The sequence below is a fragment of the Arthrobacter sp. AQ5-05 genome, from assembly GCF_003287975.1.
GTDB lineage: Bacteria > Actinomycetota > Actinomycetes > Actinomycetales > Micrococcaceae > Paeniglutamicibacter.
In genome coordinates this window covers 53,914-78,333 of sequence record NZ_QMKQ01000019.1, presented here as the reverse complement: position 1 = coordinate 78,333, position 24,420 = coordinate 53,914, and the positions used below count along the sequence as shown (strand labels likewise).

The window sequence follows — 24,420 nt, the reverse complement described above, 5'->3', positions numbered from 1 at the left end:
CATTATTGCCTTTGGGGGCCGTTAGCTGCTTGGGTGGGCGGCCCCGGCTTTCAAAAGCTCCGACTCTGCTGAATGGCGCCGATCTTCTCGCGCATGCTATAGCTTCATGTCCCGATGGTGTTGTGGACAAGCCGTTCCATGACCGGCTTGGCGTGGACGCCGGAGCCGACCCGCTGGTGCCAGTCCTTCCCTAGACACAGCATGCAGAACACAGTCGAGCCGTAGCCACGCTGCATGACCTCGGCCAGGAGGCGGAGACGCTACCCAACGTTGGACTCCGGCAACGACCCATCCATCGCCGGCAGGATTGAAGGCGCACTGCCCTTCTGGCACTTCACCGTGCCCATCTGCCCATCCTGGGCAATGGTTCCAACTTCCAGATTGGGCCAGCTCATGTCGTAGGGTCGGCCACCTGTCGACGGCAAATGCCTCCCGACAAAGCCACCGGTGGTTCCCAAAGGGAATATTGGTGTCTTCGCGGGGTGTTCCCCACACTCATTATCGAGGGCTCCCACAAGGGCAAATATTCACGAGCTCCAAGAAGCCTTGCACGGGTCGCATAGAGTGAAGACCTGCCAAGGCCAGCGGTTCCCCGGTTGGATGGGTTCTGGCCTCAGCCGAAAACCTCGGTGCCTCCAAGCCCTCAAGCCCTCAAGCGCCCAAGTGCTTGCAGGACAGTCTCTGGCCATTACCACCCTGCTTGCCTACCGAGACCACTCACCTGCCAGCGCACGGGGCTTCGGGGGCCCAGGGCACTGCCGGACGCCCCGTGGGCAGGCGAGGTTCCCTTGCCTGCAGTAGGCACCTTCTTGGCCCGCATAGGCAGGGTTGGCGATCCCGTTGGCGGGAGATGGCCCGGACGCAGTCACGCAAACGCCGCGGCTATGTGGCAGCTGTTCGGCAGGGATGCGAAATCGATCCATTCGTTGCCAAAGTCAGTTGGATACCAAGTCAAAAACAAAGCTGCAGTGTTTCACGTGAAACACTGCAGCTTTGTTCAAGGGTCGCTACTACTTGGCTTCCGCTTCCGGCGACAGGACGCCCATGATGCGGTTGAGGTCGTCAACGCTGGCGAACTCAATACTGACGCGACCCTTCCGGGCCCCGAGCGAGATCTTGACGTTTGTATCCAGCCGATCGGAAAGCGAGGTTGCCAAGAAATCGAGGCGCTCGTGGCGCTGCGTCTGCTTTGGCGCGGCCGTCTTCCGCGGTTTTTGTTGACCATCGCCCATGGCGACAGCTTCCTCCGTGGCGCGCACCGACATGCCCTCATTGACGATTCGCTGAGCCAACTTTTCAATCTCAACCACGTCGGCCAGCCCCAACAGAGCGCGCGCGTGACCTGCAGAGATAACTCCGACCGCAACCCTCCGCTGTACAAGCGCGGGTAGCTTCATGAGTCGAATGGTGTTGGAGATTTGGGAACGAGAACGACCAATACGCTCCGACAGGACTTCCTGGGTGCAGGAAAACTCGCTCAGCAGCTGCTGGTATGCGGCGGCTTCTTCGAGCGGGTTGAGCTGTGATCGGTGCAGGTTTTCCAACAACGCGTCGCGGAGAAGATCATCGTCCTGGGTTTCCCGCACGATTGCTGGAATCGTGGTCAGACCGGCTGCCTGGGTGGCCCGCCAGCGGCGCTCACCCATGACAATCTCATAGGGTTCTTTGTCGTTCTCTCGCGACGGACGCACGACGATTGGCTGCAGCAGCCCAACCTCGCGAATGGAATGGACCAATTCGTCCATGTGTTCTTCGTCGAAGTAGGAACGGGGCTGTTTGCGGTTTGGGTGGATCATGTCCACGGCGATCTCGGCGAAGCTGGCACCAGGTACGTCAACGAGATCGTTAGCAGCAGGTTCAAGCGCGTCGGCCTCCCCCGCGCGACCGGAGGATGCAATGAGGCCAGGCATCTGAGCGCGACGTTTCTTTGCCGCAGCGGACGGCGAAGTCGCCGAGGCAGACTTCTCGGCCGCGACCTCTTCCTCGGTTTTCCCGGGAACAAAGAACATGTCAACGGGGCGAGCCTTCTTGGCGCTCGAGGCAGCTCCAGACGTCTTGCGCTTGGGGGCGATCAGCTCCGCGGTCTTCGTCGAGGTCGCGGTCTTCGTCTTGGATGTTTCACGTGAAACATTCTTAGAAGTTTCGTCCTCAGTCTCCACGACAGGGCTGCTCGAAATCAACGCACCTAGACCTCGTCCTAAACCACGTCGTTTTTCCGACATTGGATGTTACTCCTTTTCGACACCGTTACTACCTTGACCCAAGGCAATTCTACTGGCTGGCCATTGATTGTTAAGGACGCGGCTCACGGGTGTGGCTCGCCCACCGCTGAAAAGCGATGGTTTCAACCCCTACCATCCCTAGGTCACAGGGGTAAGCCGCGCTAGAAACCGTTTCAGGACACGGAATCTTTAAAACAACTTATTCAGAGAACATTCGGATAAAACACCGTGGAAGATCACAACAACTGCTGCCTGTCGAACAATTTTGGCTGCTCGGTCCGGGGAAGCTAGTTGTTGCCTCGCTCCGCAATTTCCGCGGCAGCTTCCAAGTACGAAAGGGCACCGGTGGAACTCGAATCGTACGTAATGACGGTTTGCTGGTAGCTGGGAGCCTCTGAGATCCGAACGCTTCGTGGAATCAGCGCCTGGAGCACCTGGTTCGGGAAGTGCTCACGCACCTCGCTGGCAACCTGTGCGGCCAGGTTCGTCCGTCCGTCGTACATGGTCAGGAGGATCGTCGAAACAGTGAGTTCCGAGTTCAAGTGCTTCTGGATCATCTCAATGTTCTTCAGCAGCTGGCTCAGTCCTTCCAGCGCGTAGTACTCACACTGGATTGGAATCAAGACTTCACGCGCTGCCACGAACGCATTGACCGTCAGGAGTCCCAGGCTTGGCGGGCAGTCAATGAAGACGTAGTCCAATCGATCCATGCCGTTTGCGTCCCGGTACTGGGCATATTGCTCCAGTGCGCGACGAAGCCGTTGCTCGCGAGCAACCAGGGACACCAGTTCAATTTCGGCTCCGGCGAGGTGGATCGTTGCTGGCGCAACCGTTAGGTTGTCGATGTCTGGGCAAATGGCAACAACATCAGACAAGGGCATGTCGTTGATGAGCACATCGTAGATGCTGTCTACGTCCGCGTGGTGTTCGATGCCCAGCGCGGTGGAGGCATTCCCCTGCGGATCGATATCGATCACCAGGACGTTGAGTCCTGCTATGGCCAAGGCGGCGGCGATGTTCACCGTGGTGGTCGTCTTGCCGACGCCACCCTTCTGGTTGCTGACCGTCATGTACCGGGTGGTGTCTGGCTTCGGCAGTTTCCGTCCGCTCAGCTTTTCGCGACGCTTGTGCTCGCTGGCAAGCTGGCTGGCCAATGGAGAACTATCGTCGGTGGTATCGAAAACATTTCGCACTGTCGCAGGTTCCTTCGCCACCACTATGTCCTCCCCATCGGAATCCGTTAACTCCACGACTTCGCTCTCATCGAGAATCGGCGCCGCGGTAAAAATTGTTTCACGTGAAACAGTTTCAACCTCAATTGAATCAATCGATTTAGGTTGTTCTTGAATGTTTGATGAACCAAAGCTAGCGAAAAGCGCTGCAAACGGTGGAATCTTGTTAACGCTACGCTTCAAAACGGTTCTCTCTACTAACTCAACAGGTGGCTTGGAGCCGCCTGGTACAGCCTATCGCGATTGCGCTAGCCTACGTTGATACGCACCACGGTCGTCGGTTCGCTGAGAATGTCTTCTCCCACCGTTACGACCTCGGTCTTGGTTCCACCCAGGCGGCGAATCACCTTGGCTGCCTTGTCCACTTCCTCGGCCGCGGAGCGCCCCTTGATGGCCAAGACAGTGCCCTTGCCGTGGAGCAGCGGGATGGTGAGGCCGGCAAGGTTCGTCAGGGCCGAAACCGCGCGAGCAGTGGCGAAGTCCGCATTCACGTGATCCACGACCTGTTCGGCGCGGCCGCGCATCACGGTGACGTTCTCAAGCCCGAGATCCTCGACAACTTCGTGCAACCAGATGCAACGGCGTTCCAGCGGCTCAATCAAGGTCAGTTCGAGGTCGGCGCGGGCCAGGGCAAAGGTCAGCCCCGGAAGCCCCGCGCCGCTGCCGACATCGGCAACGTGGGCGCCCTCATCGATCAGATTGGCAACGACGGCGCAGTTCAAGACATGCCGCGACCACAGCCGTGGGACTTCACGAGGGCCAAGCAGGCCTCGCTCCATGCCGGAGGTGGCCAGGTGCTGAACGTATCGCTCTGCCAGCTCCAGGCGGTCGCCGAACACGGTCCGGGCGGCCTGGCTCTCTTCGGCGGTAAGTTCTACTTCGTTGCTCATAGCGTGTTGTTCCTTGGTTCCGTGCTTAGGAGTCGGCGCGTGAAACGACGATGTGGCGGCGAGGGCCCTCGCCCTCGGACTCGCTGTGCATGCCCAGCGACCCCACGCAATCGTGAACGAGCTTTCGCTCGTAGGCGCTCATGGGCTCGAGGGCCACTTCTTCGCCGGTGGCTTCTACCTTCGCCACGGCTTCCCCGGCAATGCGCTGGAGCTCCCCGGCACGTCCCTGACGGTACCCGGTGATGTCCAGGACCAGGCGTGAGCGGTTGCCGGTCGCAGTCAGGACAGCCAGTCGAGTGAGCTCCTGCAGGGAATCCAGGACTTCGCCCTTGGAGCCGATCAGGCGACGCAGGGACGCCTCGTCTTCGGGCTCGCCTGCGATTGAGATATAGGTTCGTCCACCACGGACTTCAATGTCGATGTCGCCGTCGAGATCGGCGATGTCCAGCAGTTCCTCGAGGTAGTCCGCGGCAATGTCGCCTTCTTCTTCGATGCTGCTGGCAGCATCGAGAACATCGGTTTCCTCCACCGGAATTGCGGTCTCGATAGCGTCGCTCTGCTCAACATTGCTCATGGCTACTTCTTCTTCCTGTTCTTGCGCTGTGGCTGGACGCGCTGCACCTTTGGCTCTTCAACGATCGCTTCCTCGGCTTCCGCGTCGGCCTTCTTCTGCCCCATGGGGGGAAGGCCCTTGGCGGCGCGGCGCTCATTGAGTTCGCGCTCAGCCTGTGAACCCGGAGTCGGGTTGTTGCGAATGACGTAGTACTGCTGGGCCAAGGTCCACACGTTGGTGGCCGTCCAGTAGATCAAAACACCAATCGGGAAGTTGATGCCACCGATGCCGAAGACCAGGGGAAGGATGTACAACATGATCTTCTGCTGCTGCATGAAGGGGCCTTCGAGGGCTTCCTTCGTCATGTTCTTGGACATGATCTGCTTCTGCGTAATGAACTGCGATGCCGTCATCGCCAAGATCATCACGATGGCAACGACAATAACCGCACCATTGATCGGTCCATCGGAGTTGATGGTGCCCAGGAAGGTTTCGGAAAGCCGGGCGCCGAAGATCGAAGATTGGTCGAAGCTCTTGATGTGGTCGGCAGACAGCTTGCCGACGCTTTCACCGGCGGCGCTGGCCTGGGAGGCACTGTTCAAGACGCGGAAGAGCGCGAAGAAGAACGGCATCTGGACAAGCATCGGCAGGCAGGAAGACAGGGGGTTGGTCTTGTGCTTCTTGAACAGGGCACGCTGCTCGGCAATCATCGCCTGCTGCGAGAGCTGGTCCTTCTTGCCCTTGTACTTGGCCTGGAGCTTGCGCAGGTCAGGCTGGAGTGCCTGCATGGCGCGCTGCGCCTTGATCTGCTTCACGAATACAGGGATCAGTGCGGTTCGAATCAACAACACCAGGAAGATGATGGACAGCGTCCATGTCCAACCGGAGTTGGGATCCATGCCAATGAATGTGAACAGTTCGTGGAAGGCCCAAAGGATCCACGAGACTACGTACCGAAACGGGGTCAGTATCAGGTCAAGGAAGTTCATTACCGGTCATGCTCCTCAGGCCGCGTCTGCGGCGTCTTCGTCGGCGGGAATCGGAGGATGATTCAACACCATGATCTTGGGGGTCTTGCCTTCTGGCCAAATCCGCCGGCCTTCGGGAACGTAATCGATCCCGCCATGGCTAAACGGATTACATCTTAAGACACGCCAGATGGTTAGTCCGATGCCTTTGACAGCTCCATGAACCGTAACCGCTTCAAGGCCGTAAGCCGAGCAGCTGGGAAAATAGCGACAAACATCGCCATAGATCGGCGAAATGATCCTGCGATAAACCATGAGGAAACCGATAATGAGGTTTCTAGGGATATCAATCAGGAACCAGAGGATCCCTGTTCTGGGTCTAGATTCCTTTTTCACGCTTCGCACCTGCCTTAGGAACAACCGAACCAAGCCCGGAACGGACTTGCTGGCTAAGCTCGTCCCAATCGATGTCCGCAGAACCAGGCAGTGCCCGGAGCACGACATCGAGGCCGGTGGCATCCGCAGTGAACTGCGCGGCCAGTGCACGCATTCGTCGCTTGACGAGATTGCGCTGCACGGCATTGCCAACGGCCTTGGAAACGATAAAACCAAAACGGTTATTGCCCTGGGGTTCTTCAGAACGAACCCGTGCATATAGCACTACGTTCCGGCGCCCAGTGCGGGCGCCGGAACGTACAGTGGCTGTAAAGTCCTGCGAAAGGCGCAGTCGTTGATTCTTTGGCAACACGACGTCACGCGTCGAGTCTGAAAAACAAAGAACCCACGAAAACCTGCGCTATTTCAGGACAGTAGTGCTTAATGGTTATGCAGAAAGTTCGACGCGACCCTTGGTGCGGCGGGTTGCCAAAATGGCACGGCCTGCACGGGTACGCATACGAAGTCGGAAACCGTGCTTCTTGGCACGACGACGGTTATTCGGCTGAAAAGTCCGCTTGCTCACGGTAGTAACTCCAAGACGATCATGTGATGCGCCTTGCCCGTTGCTAATAAGTAGGGAAGAACAGGCCGACGCTCGTATTCAGGTGGCCCTTGTGGACTGCTCCGCGCATTCGACAATCCGAAGACTCTCAAAGGCACCTCACAGTGCCAAAAGTGCACACATAGGACTACACAACGATAGGGGTGGAAGTGAAGGTACGTCAAATTGAGCCCATTCACGTCCCACCCACGCCCCGTGCACCATGTGATCTTGGCTGTGGATACCGCGGTGGATAAACGTCCAAAACGCCCGAATATTGGCTCTGACGCCCTTGTCCTGGATCTCAATTTTTACTTGCAACCACGCTGTTTTGCAAGCCCTCAAGAGATATCCACCTCAAGTTATCCACCGACTGTGCATAACGCTGTGGATGACCGCTAGAATCATCTGGTTGGGGTTCGGCAGTTGAGGGCCCCATTCGTCGCCCGTTTGGTCGATGTAACAGAACGAAGGGGCCTAATTGTGAGCACGGACGAGACCAACAGTGTCGGCAGTGCCTGGCGCCAGGTAGTTCGACATATCGAACAAGACGACCGGGTAACGCCCATGCAGCGTGCCTTCGCTGCTCTGGCGCAGCCCCAGGGGCTCATCGGAACGACGCTCTTGCTGGCGGTCCCCAACGAGTTGACCCGTGATGTACTTCAAACCCAGCTCAAGGATCCCCTTGAACAGTCATTGAAGCTCGTCTTCCAATCGGATATACGGTGTGCGTTCAGCATCGACTCCGATTTGCTCCCGGAAGAAGCGCCGGTTCCTCCCGTTGAATTGCCGCCGGTTCCCAAGGCACGCATCAGCGATGTCCTCCCGCAGCCGTCGCCGCCCTCGAATTCCCAGGAATTCGGCCGCCTGAACCCCAAATACATTTTCGATACCTTCGTGATCGGTTCTTCCAACCGTTTCGCCCATGCCGCAGCGGTGGCAGTCGCAGAGGCCCCGGCCAAGGCCTACAACCCGTTGTTCATCTACGGCGATTCCGGCTTGGGCAAGACCCACCTGCTGCACGCCATTGGCCACTACGCCCGCCACCTGTATAACGGGATCCGGGTCCGCTACGTAAATTCCGAGGAATTTACGAACGACTTCATCAACTCCATTCGTGACGACGAAGGCGCGAGCTTCAAGCAGACCTATCGGAACGTAGACATCCTGCTCATTGACGACATCCAGTTCTTGGCCAACAAGGATGCCACCCAGGAAGAGTTCTTCCACACCTTCAACGCCCTGCATAACCACAACAAGCAGGTTGTCATCACGTCGGACCTCCCGCCCAAGCAACTGTCCGGGTTCGAAGACCGCATGCGCTCCCGTTTTGAATGGGGCCTGCTCACGGATATCCAGCCTCCGGAGCTTGAAACCCGCATTGCCATTCTGCGCAAGAAGGCCACAGCGGAGAATCTGTCCGCACCCGACGAGGTCATGGAATACATCGCTTCAAAAATCTCCACGAATATCCGCGAGCTCGAGGGGGCGTTGATCCGGGTGACCGCATTTGCCTCGCTCAACAACCAAACCGTGGACATGAGCTTGGCCGAAACGGTCCTGAAGGACTTGATCACCGACGAAGGCGCACAGGAAATCACGCCGGCGACCATCGTTGCCCAGACTGCCGAGTACTTTAATCTCACGATTGAAGAGCTCACCAGCAAGTCCAGGACCCGGACCTTGGTGACCGCACGGCAAATCGCCATGTACCTCCTGCGTGAGCTGACCGATATGTCGCTGCCAAAGATCGGCCAGGAACTTGGCGGTCGCGACCACACCACCGTGATTCACGCCGATCGCAAGATTCGCGAACTCATGGCGGAACGTCGGGCCATTTTCAACCAGGTGACCGAGCTGACCAACCGAATCAAGCAACGGCAGCGCGAAGGCTAAGACCTCCAACAATCCGATAACCACAGGTGTGGATAAACCTGTGGATGATTAAGTGGACTACCTCGATCTTCTGCGGATAACTCCATGGTCTCCTGTGGATCCCTTAATTCACGCGGAAAGTTGTCCACGGGGGCGTGACACTGAGTGTCACGCCCAATCACATGTTGTGCACATGCATAATCGGTATGTTCCTGCGGCCATGGACGGTTATCCACAGTATCCACAGGGGTTATTAACACTACTAACCCCTTTCTTCTTATTCACCCAGATAACAAGTCCCCTTTTGCCCCGAACGACCAAAATCGGCCACATAACCCAAATTTGGGTCCTAGTCGTTGAAGAGTTCTTCACCAGGGCCAAGCACTTTTTCCAACTGAAGAATTCGTACACAACCGAATCTCTTGGTTCGATGCGAGTCCTCTCGGTCTCAGCTGCTTATCCCTTTCGAGGACAGCGTCCTTCCTTCGGACTCCTCCACCGGAGCTTTCCGGCAGACGCCCAAGAAATGGACGTCCGGGAACGATTCGATTGCCGTTTCCAGGTCCGTGCTCGTCTCATGGATCATCGAATGCCCTCTGCCGATCCATTACTCCGACAGAACCCGCATTCCCGGTCCCGCTTCGGCGCGCTTGAAAACAGCGACCCCGATTTCGTGGAAACGCCGCATCTTGCTGTCCGGTCCTAAAAAGACCTTGCCTCTGGATTGAGAGCGTTCACTTCCAAGTTGGACCTTGGCCACGTGCAGTCTTCGGATTTTTGTGGTCCCACGATGTTGCCCGGGAACGACCACCGGGCTGCTTGCTCATTGATCACCAAAAACCGGTATGCTCGAAGGCTGTGCCGTAGTTCTGCCAACCAACGCAGTCGGTTCACCAAGCAAGCTTGCAAACTCACCTCGTACCCGGAAACAGTTCCGGGTCCCGATTTCCAGGACGCTAAGCTTGCGTCAAGTCATGTACTGTCGACTTCGTCGTGAAAGGCGGAACACTTCGTGAAGTTCAGCGTTGAAAAGGATGTATTGGCCGAAGCCGTATCCTGGACCGCCCGTTCACTTTCCCAACGGCCGCCTTCCCCGGTGCTGTCAGGCATCCTGATCACTGCAACGGCCGGCACCGTTTCCCTGGCCGGGTTCGACTACGAAATCTCTGCCCACCTCGAAATTGCGGCAGATGTCGCTGCAGAGGGAACCATCCTGGTATCCGGCAAGTTGCTGGCCGAAATTTGCCGCAGCCTCCCGAATGCCACCGCGGTCATCGAAACCGACGGAACCAAGGTCACGCTCACTTGCGGCCGTAGCCGATTCCACCTGGCCACGATGCCGGTGGCCGAATACCCGGAACTTCCAGTGCTTCCGGAAGTGACCGGCGTTGTCGATGGCGAGGCCTTTGCCCACGCAATCAACCAGGTCATCGTTGCAGCCTCCAAGGACGACACCTTGCCGATCCTTACCGGCGTCAAGATGGAAATCGAAGACGACCTGATCACCTTCCTCGCCACGGACCGCTACCGCCTGGCCATGCGCGAGGTCCACTGGAAGCCGTCGCAGTCCGGGATTTCAACTTCCGCACTGGTCAAGGCCAAGACCCTGAACGAGGTCGCCAAGACCCTGGGCTCGGCCGGGGAATTGAAGATCGCGCTGGGCGAGGGCAATGAACTCATCGGATTCGAAAGCGGAAACCGCCGCACCACCTCGTTGCTTGTCGACGGTGACTACCCCAAGATCCGCTCGCTGTTCCCCGAGAACACGCCAATCCATGCCACGGTGCGGACCTCCGATCTCATGGAAGCGGTCCGCCGCGTAGCGGTTGTTGCCGAACGCAACACCCCGGTGAGGCTCTCCTTCACCGGCGGCCAGCTGTCGCTTGATGCCGGTACCGGCGAAGACGCCCAGGCCGAGGAATCCATCGAGGCGCAGATCGACGGCGAGGAAATCACCGTCGCGTTCAACCCCGCCTACCTGAGCGAGGGCCTGAACGCCTTCGACAGCGAATTCGTTCGTTTCTCCTTCACCAGCGCCCCCAAGCCCGCCATGATGACTGCCCAGTCTTCCCTGGACGGACAGGACAGCGACCAGTACCGATACCTGGTCATGCCGGTACGCCTACCAAACTTGCCCAATTAGGTTGCCTGCGGGGGAAAACACGGTTTTCCTTCCCGCCGCAATCTCGTGTTCGGCCGCTCCACGTCCGCTCCAAACGGAGCGGCCGGACACAAATTTTCTTGGCGGTTTCCACCAAGCCTTTGTCATCCGATCGACGGCATCCCGCCCGATCCCATCGCAGGACGTTTAGGTGTATATCTCACATGTCTCCCTCACCGACTTCCGCTCCTATGCGCAAGCCGATGTTGAGCTGGGACCTGGCACCAACGTTCTTGTAGGTTCCAACGGCGTCGGCAAGACCAACATCGTCGAAGCCATTGGCTATCTCGCAACGCTTTCGTCCCACCGGGTCACCAATGACGCACCGCTGCTGCGTTTCGGCACCGACCGGGCCCTGGTCCGGGCGAGGGTCCAGCGCGCCAAGCTGGTGACCACGCTCGAGGTGGAAATCACCGCCGGCAAGGCAAACCGGGCCAGGATCAACCGGGCCAGCCCCGTGCGGGCCCGTGACATCCTCGGCATCGTGCGGACCGTGCTCTTTGCCCCGGAAGACCTGGCCCTGGTCAAGGGCGATCCATCGAACCGGCGCCGTTTCCTGGATGAATTGCTGGTCACCCTGCGTCCGGGCGAGGCAGCCACCCGAGGGGACTACGAACGCGTCCTGAAGCAGCGCAACGCCCTGCTGAAATCCGCACGCGCAGGCGGCAAGCTTTCCACCGCACACGAATCCACCCTCGATGTCTGGGACACCCACCTGGCGCGGGCCGGAGCCCGGGTGCTGCGCGGGCGGCTCCAGGTCCTCAGCTTGCTGTCCCCGTACATGGGTGCCGCCTACGCTTCGCTGGCCGATGCCAACAAGGAGGCCCGCGCCTACTACCAATGCACGGTTGTGGCCGATTTCGATGACGAGGACTCCCCCGCCGCGGCCCCGGCCGGCGAGGACGACACCTCCAGGGTGGCCCCGGCCGCGCTGCTGGACGCCACCATTGAGGAACTGGAGGAAATGTTCCTCGCGGCGCTGTTGAACACCCGTGCCAAGGAACTCGAACGCGGCATCACCCTGGTCGGGCCGCACCGCGACGATGTCCTGCTGACCCTGGGCAGCGCCCCGGCCAAGGGATACGCCAGCCATGGAGAGACCTGGTCGCTGGCCCTGGCCCTGCGGCTTGCCGCCTACAAGGTCATGGGCGAGGACGACCCGCGCCCCGGCGCCGGACCGATCCTGATCCTGGACGACGTCTTTGCCGAACTCGATGCCACCCGGCGCACCCGGCTGGCCTCCATCGTGGCCGGCGCCGACCAGGTGATCGTCACCGCCGCGGTCGCCTCGGACGTGCCCGAGGAGCTCGGCGGCACCTTCCTCAAGGTCAGCCCGGGAGTCGTGAGCTCGTGAGCGAAGAGAAGGACCCGCATGCCCCCGAGGCGCTGGATGCATCCCGCGCTATCCTCAATCGCATGCGCGAATCCGCCCTCAGCCGCGGCGAAGCCAGGATCGACGCGGCCAAGGCCGCCAAGTTCGAGGAAAACGCCGCTGCACGCAAGGCCAAGCGGCGGGCCAGCGCCGCACCGACGAAATACACCGACGGGCGCGACCCCCAGGAAATCGGCAACCTCTTTGGCAAGATCGTCCGCGACCGCGGCTGGAGCGCTCCGGTGGCCGTGGGTTCGGTGCTCTCGCGCTGGGCAGAGCTGGTGGGCCCGCAGATTGCCGCGCACTGCAATCCAGAGTCCTTCGAGGATTCCACCGTGGTGGTGCGCTGCGACTCCACGACCTGGGCCACCCAGATGCGCCTGCTCTCGCACGAACTGCTCAAGCATTTCGACAAGGAACTGGGCCACGGCGTGATCACCGTGATCCGGGTTCTGGGCCCGGCGGCACCCACCTGGCGGCACGGCGGACGCTCGGTCAAGGGCCGCGGTCCGCGCGACACCTACGGCTAGGAAAAACAAAACGCGTAGCTGGCCCACTGGAGCACTCACAGCGCACAAGCCACATAGCCCCCCACTCGAGGCCGAACCAATCGTTCCTAAGTGTGCTTGGTGGCCATTGGCGGCATGTTGCCGCCGGTCAATGTCCGATTATTTTGGCGATACGCGGTAGAATTGGTACAGGCGTTTTGTCAGTGCGACAAGACGCTGGTTCATGATCGGACACCTTCGGTGTTCGGCCTTCCACTGTTTGAGGAGTCTGTAGCACCTGTGTCTACCGATAACACCACACCCCAGGAACCAATCGATTCCGTCCAGGCCGACGAATCCCCCGCTGCCCCGCCGGCGGAAGAGCATGTCAACGGGAGGGTGGAACACACCTACGGCGCCCAGGACATCACGGTTCTTGAGGGCCTCGAAGCGGTGCGCAAGCGCCCCGGCATGTACATCGGTTCCACCTCGGCGCGCGGCCTGCACCACCTGGTCTACGAAGTCGTGGACAACTCCGTCGACGAGGCACTGGCCGGGCACTGCGACCACATCAAGATCGCCCTGCGCGAAGACGGCGGCGTCCGCGTGGAAGACAACGGCCGCGGCATCCCCGTGGACATCCACCCCACCGAGGGCAAGCCCACCGTCGAGGTCGTCATGACCATCCTGCACGCCGGCGGCAAATTCGGCGGCGGCGGCTACGCGGTCTCCGGCGGCCTGCACGGCGTGGGCATCTCCGTCGTCAACGCCCTCTCCTCACGCGTGGACACCGAGATCCGCCGCCAGGGCCATGTCTGGCGCATGTCCTTCGCGGACGGCGGCAAGCCCCAGGGCACCCTCATCGAGGGCGAGGCCACCGAGGCCACCGGCACCATCCAGACGTTCTACCCGGACGCATCGATCTTCGACTCGATCGACTTCGACTTCGAGACCCTGCGGGCCCGCTTCCAGCAGATGGCATTCCTGAACAAGGGCCTGCGCATCACCCTCACGGACGAGCGCACGCTGGCCGAGGACGGCGACGAGATCGCCACCGACGCCGACGAGGCCAATGACGCCGCCCCGAAGCACCGCGTCGTGGACTACCTCTACAAGGACGGGCTGCTGGACTACGTCAAGCACCTGAACTCCTCCAAGAAGGTCGAGCTCGTCCACGAGGACGTCATCGCCTTCGAATCCGAGGACACGTCCAAGGGAATCAGCGTCGAGGTGGCGATGCAGTGGACCAACTCATACTCCGAGTCGGTGCACACCTACGCCAACACCATCAACACCCACGAGGGCGGCACCCACGAAGAGGGCTTCCGCGCCGCGATGACCTCGCTGATCAACCGCTATGCGCGGGAGAAGACGATCCTGCGCGAAAAGGACGACAATCTCACGGGCGACGACATCCGCGAGGGCCTGACCGCCGTCATCTCCGTCAAGCTTGCCGAACCGCAGTTCGAGGGCCAGACCAAGACCAAGCTGGGCAACTCGATGGCCAAGGGCTTCGTGCAGGGCGTGGTCAACGACGAGCTCGGCGACTGGCTCGAGCGCAACCCGAACACTGCACGCGACATCATCCGCAAGGCACTGCTGGCCTCGCAGGCGCGCATGGCCGCCCGCAAGGCCCGCGACAACGCCCGACGCAAGTCCCCGTTGGAGTCCTTCGGCATGCCCGGCAAGCTCTCCGACTGCTCCTCGAAGAACCCCGCCGAGTGCGAGGTCTTCATCGTGGAGGGCGACTCCGCAGGCGGCTCGGCCAAGCGCGGACGCAACCCGCACACCCAGGCCATCCTGCCGCTGCGCGGCAAGATCCTGAACGTCGAGCGCGCACGGCTGGACCGCGCGCTGGGCAATGCGGAGGTCCAGGCCATGATCACCGCGTTCGGCACGGGCATCGGCGAGGAATTCGACATGGCCAAGCTGCGGTACCACAAGATCGTGCTGATGGCAGATGCCGATGTCGACGGCCAGCACATCACCACGCTGCTGCTGACCCTGCTCTTCCGCTTCATGCGCCCGCTGATCGAGAACGGCTACGTGTACCTGGCGATGCCGCCGCTGTACCGCATCAAGTGGTCCAACTCCCCGCACGAATACGTGTACTCGGACAAGGAACGCGACGACGCGCTGGTCACCGGCGCCGCGAAGTCCAAGCGCCTGCCCAAGGACAACGGCATCCAGCGCTACAAGGGCCTGGGCGAGATGGACTACTCGGAACTCTGGGACACCACCATGGATCCCGAGCACCGCACGCTGCGCCAGATCACGATGGACGACGCCGCCGCCGCGGACCAGATCTTCTCCGTGCTGATGGGCGAGGACGTCGAATCACGTCGAAACTTCATCCAGCAAAACGCCAAGGACGTGCGCTTCCTGGACATCTAGTCCAGCCCCGCCGCCGACACGCGTTTCAGACACAGACTTTTTGACTAGAGGAAGAAATCGATGAGCGATCAGACTCCCGAAAACCCGCAGGACAACACCGCAGGCACCGGCGAACCCATCGAGGGTGCGGTGATCGACGACGCCGTGGAGGTCAGGACCGGCCACGACAAGATCGACCAGATCGACCTGCAGACCGAGATGCAGCGCTCCTACCTTGACTACGCCATGGCGGTCATCGTGGGACGCGCGCTGCCGGACGTGCGCGATGGCCTGAAGCCCGTGCACCGCCGCGTGATCTACGCGATGTACGACGGCGGCTACCGCCCGGACCGCTCCTACAACAAGTGTGCCCGCGTCGTCGGCGAGGTCATGGGCCAGTACCACCCGCACGGCGACACCTCGATCTACGATGCGTTGGTGCGGCTGATCCAGGACTGGACCATGCGCTACCCGCTGGCCCTGGGACAGGGCAACTTCGGCTCTCCGGGCAACGACGGCGCCGCCGCCCCGCGTTACACCGAAACCAAGATGTCACAGCTGGCCATGGAAATGGTCCGGGACATCAACGAAGACACCGTCGACTTCCAGGACAACTACGACGGCAAGAACCAGGAACCCACGATCCTGCCGGCGCGCTTCCCGAACCTGTTGGTCAACGGCTCGGCCGGGATCGCGGTGGGCATGGCCACCAACATCCCGCCGCACAACCTGCGCGAGGTCGCCTCCGGCGTCCAGTGGTACCTGGAAAACCCCGAGGCTTCCCGCGAGGAACTGCTCGAGGCCCTGATGCTGCGCATCAAGGGCCCGGACTTCCCCACCGGAGCGATGATCCTGGGCACCAAGGGCATCTCCGATGCCTACCGCACCGGCCGCGGCTCGATCACCATGCGCGCGGTGGTTTCCGTCGAGGAACTGCAGGGACGCACCTGCCTGGTCGTCACCGAGCTGACCTACCAGGCCAACCCGGACAACCTTGCGGTCAAGATCGCCGAGCTGGTCAAGGACGGGAAGGTCGCCGGCATCGCGGATCTGCGCGATGAAACCTCCGGTCGTACCGGCCAGCGCCTGGTCATCGTGCTCAAGCGCGATGCAGTGGCCAAGGTCGTGCTGAACAACCTGTACAAGCACACCGAACTGCAGTCCAACTTCTCCGCGAACATGCTCGCGATCGTCGACGGGGTGCCGCGCACGCTGTCCATCGACGCGTTCATCCGCCACTGGGTCAACCACCAGATGGAAGTCATCGCCCGACGCACCGCCTACCGGCTGCGCAAGGCCGAGGAGGAAGCGCACATCCTGCGCGGCCTGCTCAAGGCCTTGGACGCGTTGGACGAAGTCATCGCGCTGATCCGCCGCTCCAACACCACCGAGGCGGCCCGCGACGGGCTGATGGAGCTGCTGTCCATCGACGAGCTGCAGGCCCGGGCCATCCTGGACATGCAGCTGCGCCGCCTGGCGGCACTGGAACGCCAGAAGATCCAGGACCGGCACGCCGAGCTCGAGCTGGAAATCGCCGAATACAAGGCGATCCTGGCAGACCCGCAGCGCCAGCGCACCATCATCTCCGAGGAACTCGCCGAGATCGTTGAGAAGCACGGCGACGACCGCCGCACCAAGGTGCTCATGGGCTACGACGGGGACATGAGCGTCGAGGACCTGATCCCCGAAGAGGAAATGGTCGTCACCATCACCCGCGGCGGCTACGTCAAGCGCACCCGGAGCGACAACTACCGCTCGCAGCACCGCGGCGGCAAGGGCATCAAGGGCGCACAGCTGCGCGGGGACGACGTGGTCGAGCACTTCTTCGTCACCACCACGCACAACTGGCTGCTGTTCTTCACCAACCACGGCCGCGTGTACCGCACCAAGTGCTACGAGCTCGCCGAGGCCGGCCGCGATGCCAAGGGCCAGCACGTGGCCAACGTGATGGCCTTCCAGCCCGATGAGCACATTGCCCAGGTCCTTGACCTGCGCAACTACGAGCAGGCCCCGTACCTGGTGCTCGCCACCCGCAACGGCCTGGTCAAGAAGACCCGCCTGGCCGACTACGACACCAACCGCACCGCCGGGGTCATCGCGATCAACCTGCGCGAAGGCGACGAACTCGTCTCCGCGCAGCTGATCTCCGAGACCGACGACCTGATGCTGGTCTCGCGCAAGGGCCAGTCGGTGCGCTTCACCGCCACCGACGAGGCACTGCGCCCGATGGGACGCGCGACAAGCGGCGTGACCGGCATGAAGTTCCGAAACGAGGATGAATTGCTCGCCGCGGACGTGGTTTCCGCGGATTCCTATGTGTTTGTCGTCACCGAGGGCGGCTACGCCAAGCGCACCTCCGTGGACGAATACCGCGTGCAGTCCCGCGGCGGCATCGGCATCAAGGTTGCCAAGCTCGCCGAGGACCGCGGCGACCTCGTTGGCGCACTGATTGTCAATGATGAGGACGAGGTTCTGGTGGTCATGGAGGGCGGCAAGGTCGTCCGTTCCGACGTTTCGCAGGTTCCTGCCAAGGGTCGCGACACCATGGGCGTGATCTTTGCCAAGCCGGACAAGAAGGACCGCATCATCGCCGTTGCGAAGAACACCGAACGCGGCCTCGGAGAGAATCCCGAGGAAGATGCAGTACCGTTGAACGCGGAAAAGACACAAGAAACGGCCTCCGAGGCCCTGCCGGGTGAAGAAAACCCTGCGGGAACCGAGGAAAACCTTGGGCATGACGACGAGGCCACCAACGACGGAGGTAACGCGTGAGCACCCCGAATACGCCCCGCCCGGCGGGCGGCACTGGTGGCACCCGTCCCGCACCGCCACGACAGGCACCCGTAGGCGCCCAGCGTCCCGCAGGAGCACCGCGACCGGGCACGGCACCGCGCCCCGCAGGTGCCCAGCAGCGACCCGCAGGAGCTCCTCGCCCCGGGGCGCCGCGCCCGCAGCAGCTGGTTCGCCCGGCCCCCAAGGCCAAGGTCCGCAAGGCCCGCCTGCTCATTTCCAAGGTCGACCCCTGGTCGGTGTTGAAGATGGCGTTCCTGCTCTCGGTGGCCCTGGGCATCGTGACCGTGGTTGCTTCAGTGGTCTTCTGGTCGGTGCTTGATTTGACCGGGATTTTCGCGTCGATCAACGGCCTGGTCGGCGAGATCGTCGGCACCGAAGGCGGATTCGACCTGATGAAGATCGCGTCCCTCGGCCAGGTCGCCTCGTTCGCCACCATCATCGCCGTGGTGAATGTGGTATTGCTCACAGCGCTCTCGATGCTCGCCGCGGTGCTCTACAACCTCTCCTCGACCCTGGTTGGCGGCATCGGTGTGACCTTGACCGACGATTAATTCGCGGAAACACGCCAAGAATCGGCCCTCGGGGCCCCCTGTGAAGGGTGCCTCGAGGGCCGATTTGTTTCTTTGGCCATTTCTCGGGTAAAGTTTTATCTCGTTCCCAGCGGGAACAAAGAGGGCGTATAGCTCAGGCGGTTAGAGCGCTTCGCTGATAACGAAGAGGTCCCTGGTTCAAGTCCAGGTACGCCCACGGATTCCCTCGTCCGACCGGTAGGTGAAAGGAAAATTCCCATGCGGAAGTTTCTGGTGTTGGTGGCAGTGGCCGCAGGCATTATTGGTTATCGGAAATACAAGGAATCTTCGGCCGAAAAGGCCACCTGGAGTCGGGGTACCGATAAGGTAAACTGAATTCATACGGGGACTTAGCTCAGTTGGTAGAGCGGTAGCTTTGCAAGCTTCAGGTCAGGGGTTCGACCCCCCTAGTCTCCACCGAAGGAAAAGGTCCGGAACATTTGTTCCGGACCTTTTCGCTTTAAGTTCGGTCCGCCCACTTTTTGGGACCGTCGTCCCCCATCACACCTTTCGGGGAGGGGCCGCAAAACCCCATAGAGTGGTTGGGTGACCTTTCTCCTGGCCCTCGTGGGCGTCCTGGGTGTTGCCGCGTCAGGGCCGCTCATAGCCGCGTTTCCCGCCGTCCCTGCGCTGTCGATGGCCCTGTGGCGCAACGCCGTGGGCACGGCCGTCATGGCCGTTCCCGCGCTGGTGAACGAGCGGCGCACCTTTGGCCGGCTGCGGCGCCAGGAATGGGGCTGGACCGCCCTGGCGGCACTCTCGCTGGCCCTGCACTTCGCCTTTTTCATGACCTCGATCCGCATGACCACCGTCGCGGCGTCCACGGCGCTGGTGTGCCTGCAGGCCGCATGGATCGCCATGTTCCAGTCGCTGCGCGGAACCAAGTACGGCTGGCGCGTGGGAGTGGGTGTTCTGCTGGCCTTCGCCGGGGTCGTGGTGATCACCGGGTTCGACATCGGGTCGGGGACCGAGGCGCTGATCGGCGACGGGCTGGCGCTCATTGGCGGGGTACTGGCCGCCTCCTACACGCTTTCCGGTTCCAAGGCCCGGGCCACGATGAGCACCAGTTCCTACACGACCATCTGCTACGGGATGACCTCGGTCCTGCTGCTGGTGATGTGCCTGCTGACGGGCGCCCCCGTGTGGGGATTCGGCCTGAACGGATGGATCGGCATCCTGGCGTTGGCGCTGTGCTCCCAGGTCCTGGGGCACACGGCCCTGAACCACTTGCTGACGTCGCTGGGGCCGTTGACGGTGTCGACCTTGATCCTGCTGGAGATCCCCGGCGCCGCGCTGCTTGCAGCGTTGTTCCTGGGACAGGTCCTGCCGGCGGGCACCGTCGCGGGGCTGGTCATCATTCTTGCGGGGCTGTTCTTCGTGGTGCGGGGGCAGGGCCACGCCCAAGCCCGTGCCGCGACCCGCACCGGCACGCTGGCAAAGGAACAGGGCAACACCTGACCCGACGCTCCCCGGGGTTCCCCGAGGCTGCGCACGGGGCACGTGCTGCCCTGTGGTTGGTTCTTGTTCCCGTGGCATCGGCGTCCGATCCCGCGAAGACGAGCTACTTCTTGGTGCGCGGTCCCGGCTTCGGGGAGGAATCCCCGGTGGCGGCCTCGTCGGCAGCGGCCTTGCCCGCGTCACCGGCGGCCTCGGCCTTGTGCTTGGCGGTGGTGGCGGCCTCGGACAGCTCCTCGGCCTTCTCGGAAAGCTTCTCCTTGGCCTCGGCCACCGTCTCCTTGGCGGCCTCGGTTGCCTCGGCGACATTGGCCTTGGCCTGCGCCGCGGACGCGGCCACTTCCTCGCGGACCTCTTCGACGCTTGCCGGGACATCCACCGGGCCGCTGGCGCGAACGGTGGTCGGTTCCACCGGTGCCGGGGTCTTCCACGGGTCGTCGATGGGCTTGGACGCGCGCCAGGCGGCTACTGCGGCTGCACCGGCCGCGGCAATGACGGCAACGACGAGCCAGCCCTTTTTCTTCTTCGCGGGCTTCTGCACCTTTTCAATCTCCTTGCTGACGGTCCCGGCTGCGGCACTTGCCGTGTTCTGGAGACGCTGGACTGTTTCGGCACTGGGCGTGAGCTTGTCGGCGACCTGGTGCAGCGCCTCGGAGGACTTGGCCTGTTCAAGCTTGCGGGTGGTGAACTGGGCCGCCTGGCCGATTTTTTCGTTGGCGGTCGGCAGGTATTCGTTCAGCACGACGTCGCGGGCGTGGCTGAGCGCGGGCGCTGCCTTCTCGATGGCCTCGTTCAGTGCCGGGGTGGCGCGGTCAACGGCCTTCTGGACCCGCGGGGTGGCTTCGTCAATGGCTGCGGAGAGCCGCGGGCCCACCTTTTCAAGGGATTCCTGGAGCAGCGGGCTGACCTTGGCAACGGTCTCGGACAGCTCGTGTGCAGCCCAGTTCAAGCCCTCTTGGATCTTCGGGGTTGCCGTCTCGATGCCTTTTTCTATGCGCGGAACGGCCCACTTCACTGCCGTGTCCACCTTTGGTGCTGCCCAATCCAATGCCTGTTCGGCACCGGTGGCAACACTTTCACCAAAGTCTCGAGCGATACGTTCTGACTTCACAGTGAACCCCTTTGATCGTTTCGGATGCTTCGTCCCAGCCTACGACCTCCACTTGGCTTGCGGCCATTACCTGCCCGGCATATATACAAACGTGTAGCCGTGTTCACTGAGCGCGTAGCCATTCGCAGCGGCGGTTCAAGCGCTCATGGAAGAATGACTGCATGACTGCAATCCCAACGCACACAGCCACCATCCACACCAACTTGGGCGACATCGTCGTCAACCTTTTCGGCAACCACGCCCCCAAGACCGTGAAGAACTTCGTTGGCCTGGCCACCGGCGAACAGAACTGGACCGACCCGCGCAGCGGCGAGGAGAAGGTCAACACCCCGTTGTACAACGGCACGATCTTCCACCGCATCATCTCCGATTTCATGATCCAGGGCGGCGATCCGCTGGGCCAGGGCACCGGTGGACCGGGCTACCGCTTCGACGACGAGATCAACCCCGAGCTTGATTTCCGCGAACCTTACAAGCTGGCCATGGCCAACGCCGGAATCCAGATGGGCCAGGGCACCAACGGGTCCCAGTTCTTCATCACCTCGATCCCGACCACCTGGCTGCAGGGCAAGCACACCATCTTCGGCGATGTCACCGACGAGGCCTCGCGCAAGCTGGTTGACGCGCTGAACGTTGTTCCGACCGATGGCCGCGACAAGCCGCTGGAAGACGTCGTCATCAGCAGCATCGACGTCGCTGCAGTCTAGGCACGTGGTTCCGGCGCACCTCGTGCGCCGCTGATCGTGGACGGCCCCATCGACCGCCCCGCTCGTTTGTTGTTCACCTCGCGGTCGCAAAGTGAATGACGTGGGCGGCGTGGGTGGATGGGGCCGTTTTGCATCCTTGGGCAGGTGAAGTCCGCAACCGGCCAGGCGCCGCGGCCCGCCCGAAAGGGGCGGGCCAAGGGAACCAAAGACCGGCCCCGTGCGATCGGGGCCATGAACGTACTTACACAGGAGCATCATTTCCATGTCTTATGGACTGTCCAACCCGAACCAGGCCGCACAAGCCCCGGTATGCCCCAGGCACCCCGACCGGATCTCCTATGTCACCTGCCAGCGGTGCTCCCGCCCGGCATGCCCGGAATGCCAGGTGACTGCCGCGGTCGGAACCCAATGCGTGGATTGCGTGCGCGAAGCCAACAAGCAGATCCCCGGCACCCGGACGGTCTTCGGCGGCAAGGCCACCGACGGCCGGCCCATCGTCACCTACGTGCTGATCGCCATCAATGCCGTGGTCTTCGCGCTGCAGATGACGATCCCGGGCTTCACCAACCACCTGGTTTATGCGGGCTTGTACACCAGCGGATACTTCGAGCCCGAGCCATGGCGCATGTTCACCTCGATCTTTGCCCACTCCACTTCCTTCATTGGGCACATCGCCTTCAATATGTACGCGCTGTACATCTGTGGACGCGTGCTCGAACCGATGCTGGGGCGGCTGCGCTTCCTGGCCCTGTACCTGGTGGCGGGCCTGGGCGGATCGGTTGCGGTGCTTCTGATCACGGACCCGAGGGTACCGGTCCTGGGCGCTTCGGGGGCGGTCTTTGGGCTGTTCGCGGCAATGTTCGTGCTGTTGCGTTCGCGCGGTGTCCAGTCGATGCAGATCGTCATCCTGGTCGCCATCAATCTGGCCATCGGCTTCATTTTCCCGGGAATCGCCTGGGAAGCCCACGTGGGCGGGCTGGTGTTGGGCGCGGCGGTGGCGGCCGTCATGGCCTATGCGCCCAAGGGACCCAGGCAGGCAGCGATGCAATGGGCAGGCACAGCATTGCTGGTGTTGTTGCTGGTCGCCTTGACTTTGTACGGGGCCGTCAACGTTCGAGTTGGATAGCCGTATCGGCACGAGTGGGACAAAAGTTGTCCACATGGGTTATCCACACTGTTAATAACTCACAACCATGTAATTCACCTGCAATGGACCGGCTCCAGCGCCCGCGCTGACGCCGGTCCGCTCTGTTTTCGGACAGTTTTCAACGAATATGCACAATTTCATCCACACCTGTGGATAACTTAGTGCACAACCTGTGCAGCGCGGTTTGCCATCGTTCGAACATCGATCGGGACCACTCTTCGAAAGTATGACCTAATCCGCGAGGATCCGCGGAAACGGAAGGGTCCGCGGCCTTGCGGAGGCCCGTTGTCCACATTGCTTATCCACAGTGTTAATAACTTACGCACATGTAATTCACAATGGCCGAAGCTGCGCAAGTGCGGCGATCTAGGTGCAAACGAGGCGAAACCCACAGCCTTATCCCCACCTGTGGATAACCTTCGTGCACAGCATGTTCCTAAGTTTCACCCGATTCCTTGGCCGCGCCCACCTGTGCAGGATGGGGGAAGGCTGGAAAGCTGTATTTCAGCGGCCGTGCCGGAACGGCCGCGCGAATCCACAACACCACGGGAGAACTGCGATGCACCAGGACTGGATCCACCTCGAGCACGTCGGCGCGTGGACCGATCTGACCAACAGGCTGGCGGCAGTCGACGACACCGATGAATTCTACGAAGCCGAAGACCTCCTGGAGGAGCTCAATGAACCGGGCGTCGATCCGGCACGCGACACCCTCGGCCTGTGGGACAACGACACCATGGTGGGTTTCGGACAGCTCCGGCTCGGGGAGCAACTGCGCGACGGACGCGGACGAGTTTCCATTGGCGGCGGAATCTCCCCCGAATACCGGCGCCGAGGCCATGGAACCTTGGTCATGGACGTGCTTGAAGCCAGGGCCAGGGAAAAAATGGCCGAACGACACCCCGGCGTCGACTACACCATCGACGTGTGGGGAAACGCACCGGGGCACAGTGCCGGAGAGATGGCGATGGCACGCGGCTATGAGCCGGCGCGTTTCTTCCAGGACATGACCCTGGCGCCGGGTGATTTCCTGCCCCATCGCCACCCGGCCAGCGTCCCGGAGGACACCGTGCTGGTTCCCTACTCCCCCGGCATTGCCGAAGCCGTCAGGGTCCTGGACAACGAGGCATTCGCCGACCACTGGGGCTCGGCCCCCAAGAGCGCGGACGAGTGGGCGGCCATGACAGGTGCGCGCTCGTTCAGGAGCAACTATTCCCGGGTCTTGCTCGAAGACCACGGAGAGAACCGACCGGCACGGGCCCTCAGCCACGTGCTGGGCGCCGAATGGGTCGCCAAGGAGCTGTACATTTCCCGCGTGGGCACCGCCCGGGCCGCCAGGGGCCTCGGGTATGCGGCGTGGGTGCTCTCCACGGTGGTCGCTGCGGCCTTCGAGGATGGATTCACCAAGGTGGACCTGTCGGTGGACGCCCAGAGCCCCCCGGGGGCCCGGGGGCTCTACGAGCGGCTCGGATTCCAGCTGGTCCGCAGCGGGGCTGTCTACCGAAAGACCGTCACGGCGCGCTGA

Annotated in this window: 21 protein-coding genes and 2 tRNA genes; 14 read left to right on the top strand and 9 right to left on the bottom strand. The window is 61.7% G+C overall.

Translation table 11 applies throughout. The features are described from left to right. Positions 1-1,010 precede the first annotated feature (1,010 nt). The 8 genes from DQ353_RS15375 to rpmH form a co-directional block, all read right to left on the bottom strand. Entirely contained in the window at positions 1,011-2,222 is a 1,212-nt protein-coding gene (locus DQ353_RS15375) for a ParB/RepB/Spo0J family partition protein (protein ID WP_113763759.1), read from the bottom strand. 287 nt (positions 2,223-2,509) lie between these two features. After that, positions 2,510-3,637: a ParA family protein gene (locus tag DQ353_RS15370; RefSeq protein WP_286166845.1), complete on the bottom strand. Its 1,128-nt coding sequence runs from the start codon at positions 3,635-3,637 to the stop codon at positions 2,510-2,512. Positions 3,638-3,702: 65 nt separating this feature from the next. Next, the gene (rsmG, locus tag DQ353_RS15365; protein WP_113763755.1) at positions 3,703-4,344 is read right to left on the bottom strand and encodes a 16S rRNA (guanine(527)-N(7))-methyltransferase RsmG; all 642 of its coding nucleotides are present in this window, start codon (positions 4,342-4,344) and stop codon (positions 3,703-3,705) included. Between the two features lie 25 nt (positions 4,345-4,369). Then, positions 4,370-4,918, bottom strand: a complete 549-nt coding sequence (locus DQ353_RS15360) for a Jag family protein (RefSeq protein ID WP_113763753.1) — start codon at positions 4,916-4,918, stop codon at positions 4,370-4,372. Positions 4,919-4,920: 2 nt separating this feature from the next. Continuing rightward, complete coding sequence (gene yidC / locus DQ353_RS15355) at positions 4,921-5,886, bottom strand: membrane protein insertase YidC (RefSeq protein ID WP_113763751.1); 966 nt, start codon at positions 5,884-5,886, stop codon at positions 4,921-4,923. A gap of 15 nt (positions 5,887-5,901) precedes the next feature. Next, a complete protein-coding gene (gene yidD, locus DQ353_RS15350) occupies positions 5,902-6,261 on the bottom strand; it encodes a membrane protein insertion efficiency factor YidD (protein ID WP_181578429.1) in 360 nt (119 codons plus the stop codon). Further along, complete coding sequence (gene rnpA, locus DQ353_RS15345; protein ID WP_113763747.1) at positions 6,245-6,613, bottom strand: ribonuclease P protein component; 369 nt, start codon at positions 6,611-6,613, stop codon at positions 6,245-6,247. The genes yidD and rnpA overlap by 17 nt, the downstream gene beginning before the upstream one ends. A gap of 75 nt (positions 6,614-6,688) precedes the next feature. After that, on the bottom strand, positions 6,689-6,826 hold the full coding sequence (gene rpmH, locus DQ353_RS15340; protein ID WP_113763745.1) for a 50S ribosomal protein L34: 138 nt from the start codon (positions 6,824-6,826) through the stop codon (positions 6,689-6,691). A gap of 501 nt (positions 6,827-7,327) precedes the next feature. Here rpmH and dnaA point away from each other — a divergent pair. The 11 genes from dnaA to DQ353_RS15290 all read left to right on the top strand — a co-directional run bounded on the left by dnaA (position 7,328) and on the right by DQ353_RS15290 (position 19,933). Next, positions 7,328-8,740 carry a chromosomal replication initiator protein DnaA gene (gene dnaA / locus DQ353_RS15335; RefSeq protein ID WP_113763743.1) on the top strand — a complete coding sequence of 471 codons (1,413 nt, stop codon included), beginning with the start codon at positions 7,328-7,330 and terminating at the stop codon, positions 8,738-8,740. A 991-nt stretch (positions 8,741-9,731) separates the two neighbouring features. Further along, a complete protein-coding gene (gene dnaN / locus DQ353_RS15330) occupies positions 9,732-10,862 on the top strand; it encodes a DNA polymerase III subunit beta (protein ID WP_113763741.1) in 1,131 nt (376 codons plus the stop codon). 169 nt (positions 10,863-11,031) lie between these two features. After that, positions 11,032-12,234 (top strand): DNA replication/repair protein RecF, encoded by a 1,203-nt coding sequence (gene recF / locus DQ353_RS15325; RefSeq protein WP_113763739.1) that lies wholly within the window; start codon positions 11,032-11,034, stop codon positions 12,232-12,234. Further along, positions 12,231-12,782 carry a DciA family protein gene (locus DQ353_RS15320; RefSeq protein ID WP_113763737.1) on the top strand — a complete coding sequence of 184 codons (552 nt, stop codon included), beginning with the start codon at positions 12,231-12,233 and terminating at the stop codon, positions 12,780-12,782. The genes recF and DQ353_RS15320 overlap by 4 nt, the downstream gene beginning before the upstream one ends. 258 nt (positions 12,783-13,040) lie before the next feature. Beyond that, positions 13,041-15,134, top strand: coding sequence for a DNA topoisomerase (ATP-hydrolyzing) subunit B (gene gyrB, locus DQ353_RS15315; RefSeq protein ID WP_113763735.1), 2,094 nt, complete (start codon positions 13,041-13,043; stop codon positions 15,132-15,134). A gap of 60 nt (positions 15,135-15,194) precedes the next feature. Continuing rightward, positions 15,195-17,885 (top strand): DNA gyrase subunit A, encoded by a 2,691-nt coding sequence (gyrA, locus tag DQ353_RS15310; protein WP_113763733.1) that lies wholly within the window; start codon positions 15,195-15,197, stop codon positions 17,883-17,885. Continuing rightward, the gene (locus DQ353_RS15305; RefSeq protein ID WP_071216214.1) at positions 17,882-18,457 is read left to right on the top strand and encodes a DUF3566 domain-containing protein; all 576 of its coding nucleotides are present in this window, start codon (positions 17,882-17,884) and stop codon (positions 18,455-18,457) included. The genes gyrA and DQ353_RS15305 overlap by 4 nt, the downstream gene beginning before the upstream one ends. A gap of 122 nt (positions 18,458-18,579) precedes the next feature. Next, a tRNA-Ile gene (locus tag DQ353_RS15300) sits at positions 18,580-18,653 on the top strand. 41 nt (positions 18,654-18,694) lie between these two features. Then, entirely contained in the window at positions 18,695-18,811 is a 117-nt protein-coding gene (locus DQ353_RS22010) for a DLW-39 family protein (RefSeq protein WP_220094025.1), read from the top strand. Between the two features lie 8 nt (positions 18,812-18,819). Beyond that, positions 18,820-18,892 (top strand) — tRNA-Ala (locus DQ353_RS15295). Between the two features lie 129 nt (positions 18,893-19,021). Then, positions 19,022-19,933 carry a DMT family transporter gene (locus DQ353_RS15290; protein WP_113763731.1) on the top strand — a complete coding sequence of 304 codons (912 nt, stop codon included), beginning with the start codon at positions 19,022-19,024 and terminating at the stop codon, positions 19,931-19,933. Positions 19,934-20,036: 103 nt separating this feature from the next. Here the strand turns inward: DQ353_RS15290 and DQ353_RS21755 are convergent, their stop codons facing one another. Then, a complete protein-coding gene (locus tag DQ353_RS21755) occupies positions 20,037-20,945 on the bottom strand; it encodes a YtxH domain-containing protein (RefSeq protein WP_181578425.1) in 909 nt (302 codons plus the stop codon). A 257-nt stretch (positions 20,946-21,202) separates the two neighbouring features. On the opposite strand from DQ353_RS21755, the gene DQ353_RS15280 reads away from it, so the two are divergent. The 3 genes from DQ353_RS15280 (at position 21,203) to DQ353_RS15270 (ending at position 24,420) form a co-directional block, all read left to right on the top strand. Beyond that, positions 21,203-21,748 (top strand): peptidylprolyl isomerase, encoded by a 546-nt coding sequence (locus DQ353_RS15280; protein WP_113763729.1) that lies wholly within the window; start codon positions 21,203-21,205, stop codon positions 21,746-21,748. A 262-nt stretch (positions 21,749-22,010) separates the two neighbouring features. Beyond that, positions 22,011-22,874: a rhomboid family intramembrane serine protease gene (locus DQ353_RS15275; RefSeq protein ID WP_113763727.1), complete on the top strand. Its 864-nt coding sequence runs from the start codon at positions 22,011-22,013 to the stop codon at positions 22,872-22,874. 580 nt (positions 22,875-23,454) lie between these two features. Further along, on the top strand, positions 23,455-24,420 hold the full coding sequence (locus DQ353_RS15270) for a GNAT family N-acetyltransferase (protein ID WP_181578424.1): 966 nt from the start codon (positions 23,455-23,457) through the stop codon (positions 24,418-24,420).

Coding starts and splice junctions, on each gene's coding strand:
- DQ353_RS15375 (WP_113763759.1), bottom strand. CDS start 2,222: ATGTCGGAAAAACGACGTGGTTTAGGACGAGGTCTAGGTGCGTTGATT.
- rsmG (WP_113763755.1), bottom strand. CDS start 4,344: ATGAGCAACGAAGTAGAACTTACCGCCGAAGAGAGCCAGGCCGCCCGG.
- DQ353_RS15360 (WP_113763753.1), bottom strand. CDS start 4,918: ATGAGCAATGTTGAGCAGAGCGACGCTATCGAGACCGCAATTCCGGTG.
- yidC (WP_113763751.1), bottom strand. CDS start 5,886: ATGAACTTCCTTGACCTGATACTGACCCCGTTTCGGTACGTAGTCTCG.
- gyrA (WP_113763733.1), top strand. CDS start 15,195: ATGAGCGATCAGACTCCCGAAAACCCGCAGGACAACACCGCAGGCACC.
- DQ353_RS22010 (WP_220094025.1), top strand. CDS start 18,695: ATGCGGAAGTTTCTGGTGTTGGTGGCAGTGGCCGCAGGCATTATTGGT.
- DQ353_RS15280 (WP_113763729.1), top strand. CDS start 21,203: ATGACTGCAATCCCAACGCACACAGCCACCATCCACACCAACTTGGGC.
- DQ353_RS15275 (WP_113763727.1), top strand. CDS start 22,011: ATGTCTTATGGACTGTCCAACCCGAACCAGGCCGCACAAGCCCCGGTA.
- DQ353_RS15270 (WP_181578424.1), top strand. CDS start 23,455: ATGCACCAGGACTGGATCCACCTCGAGCACGTCGGCGCGTGGACCGAT.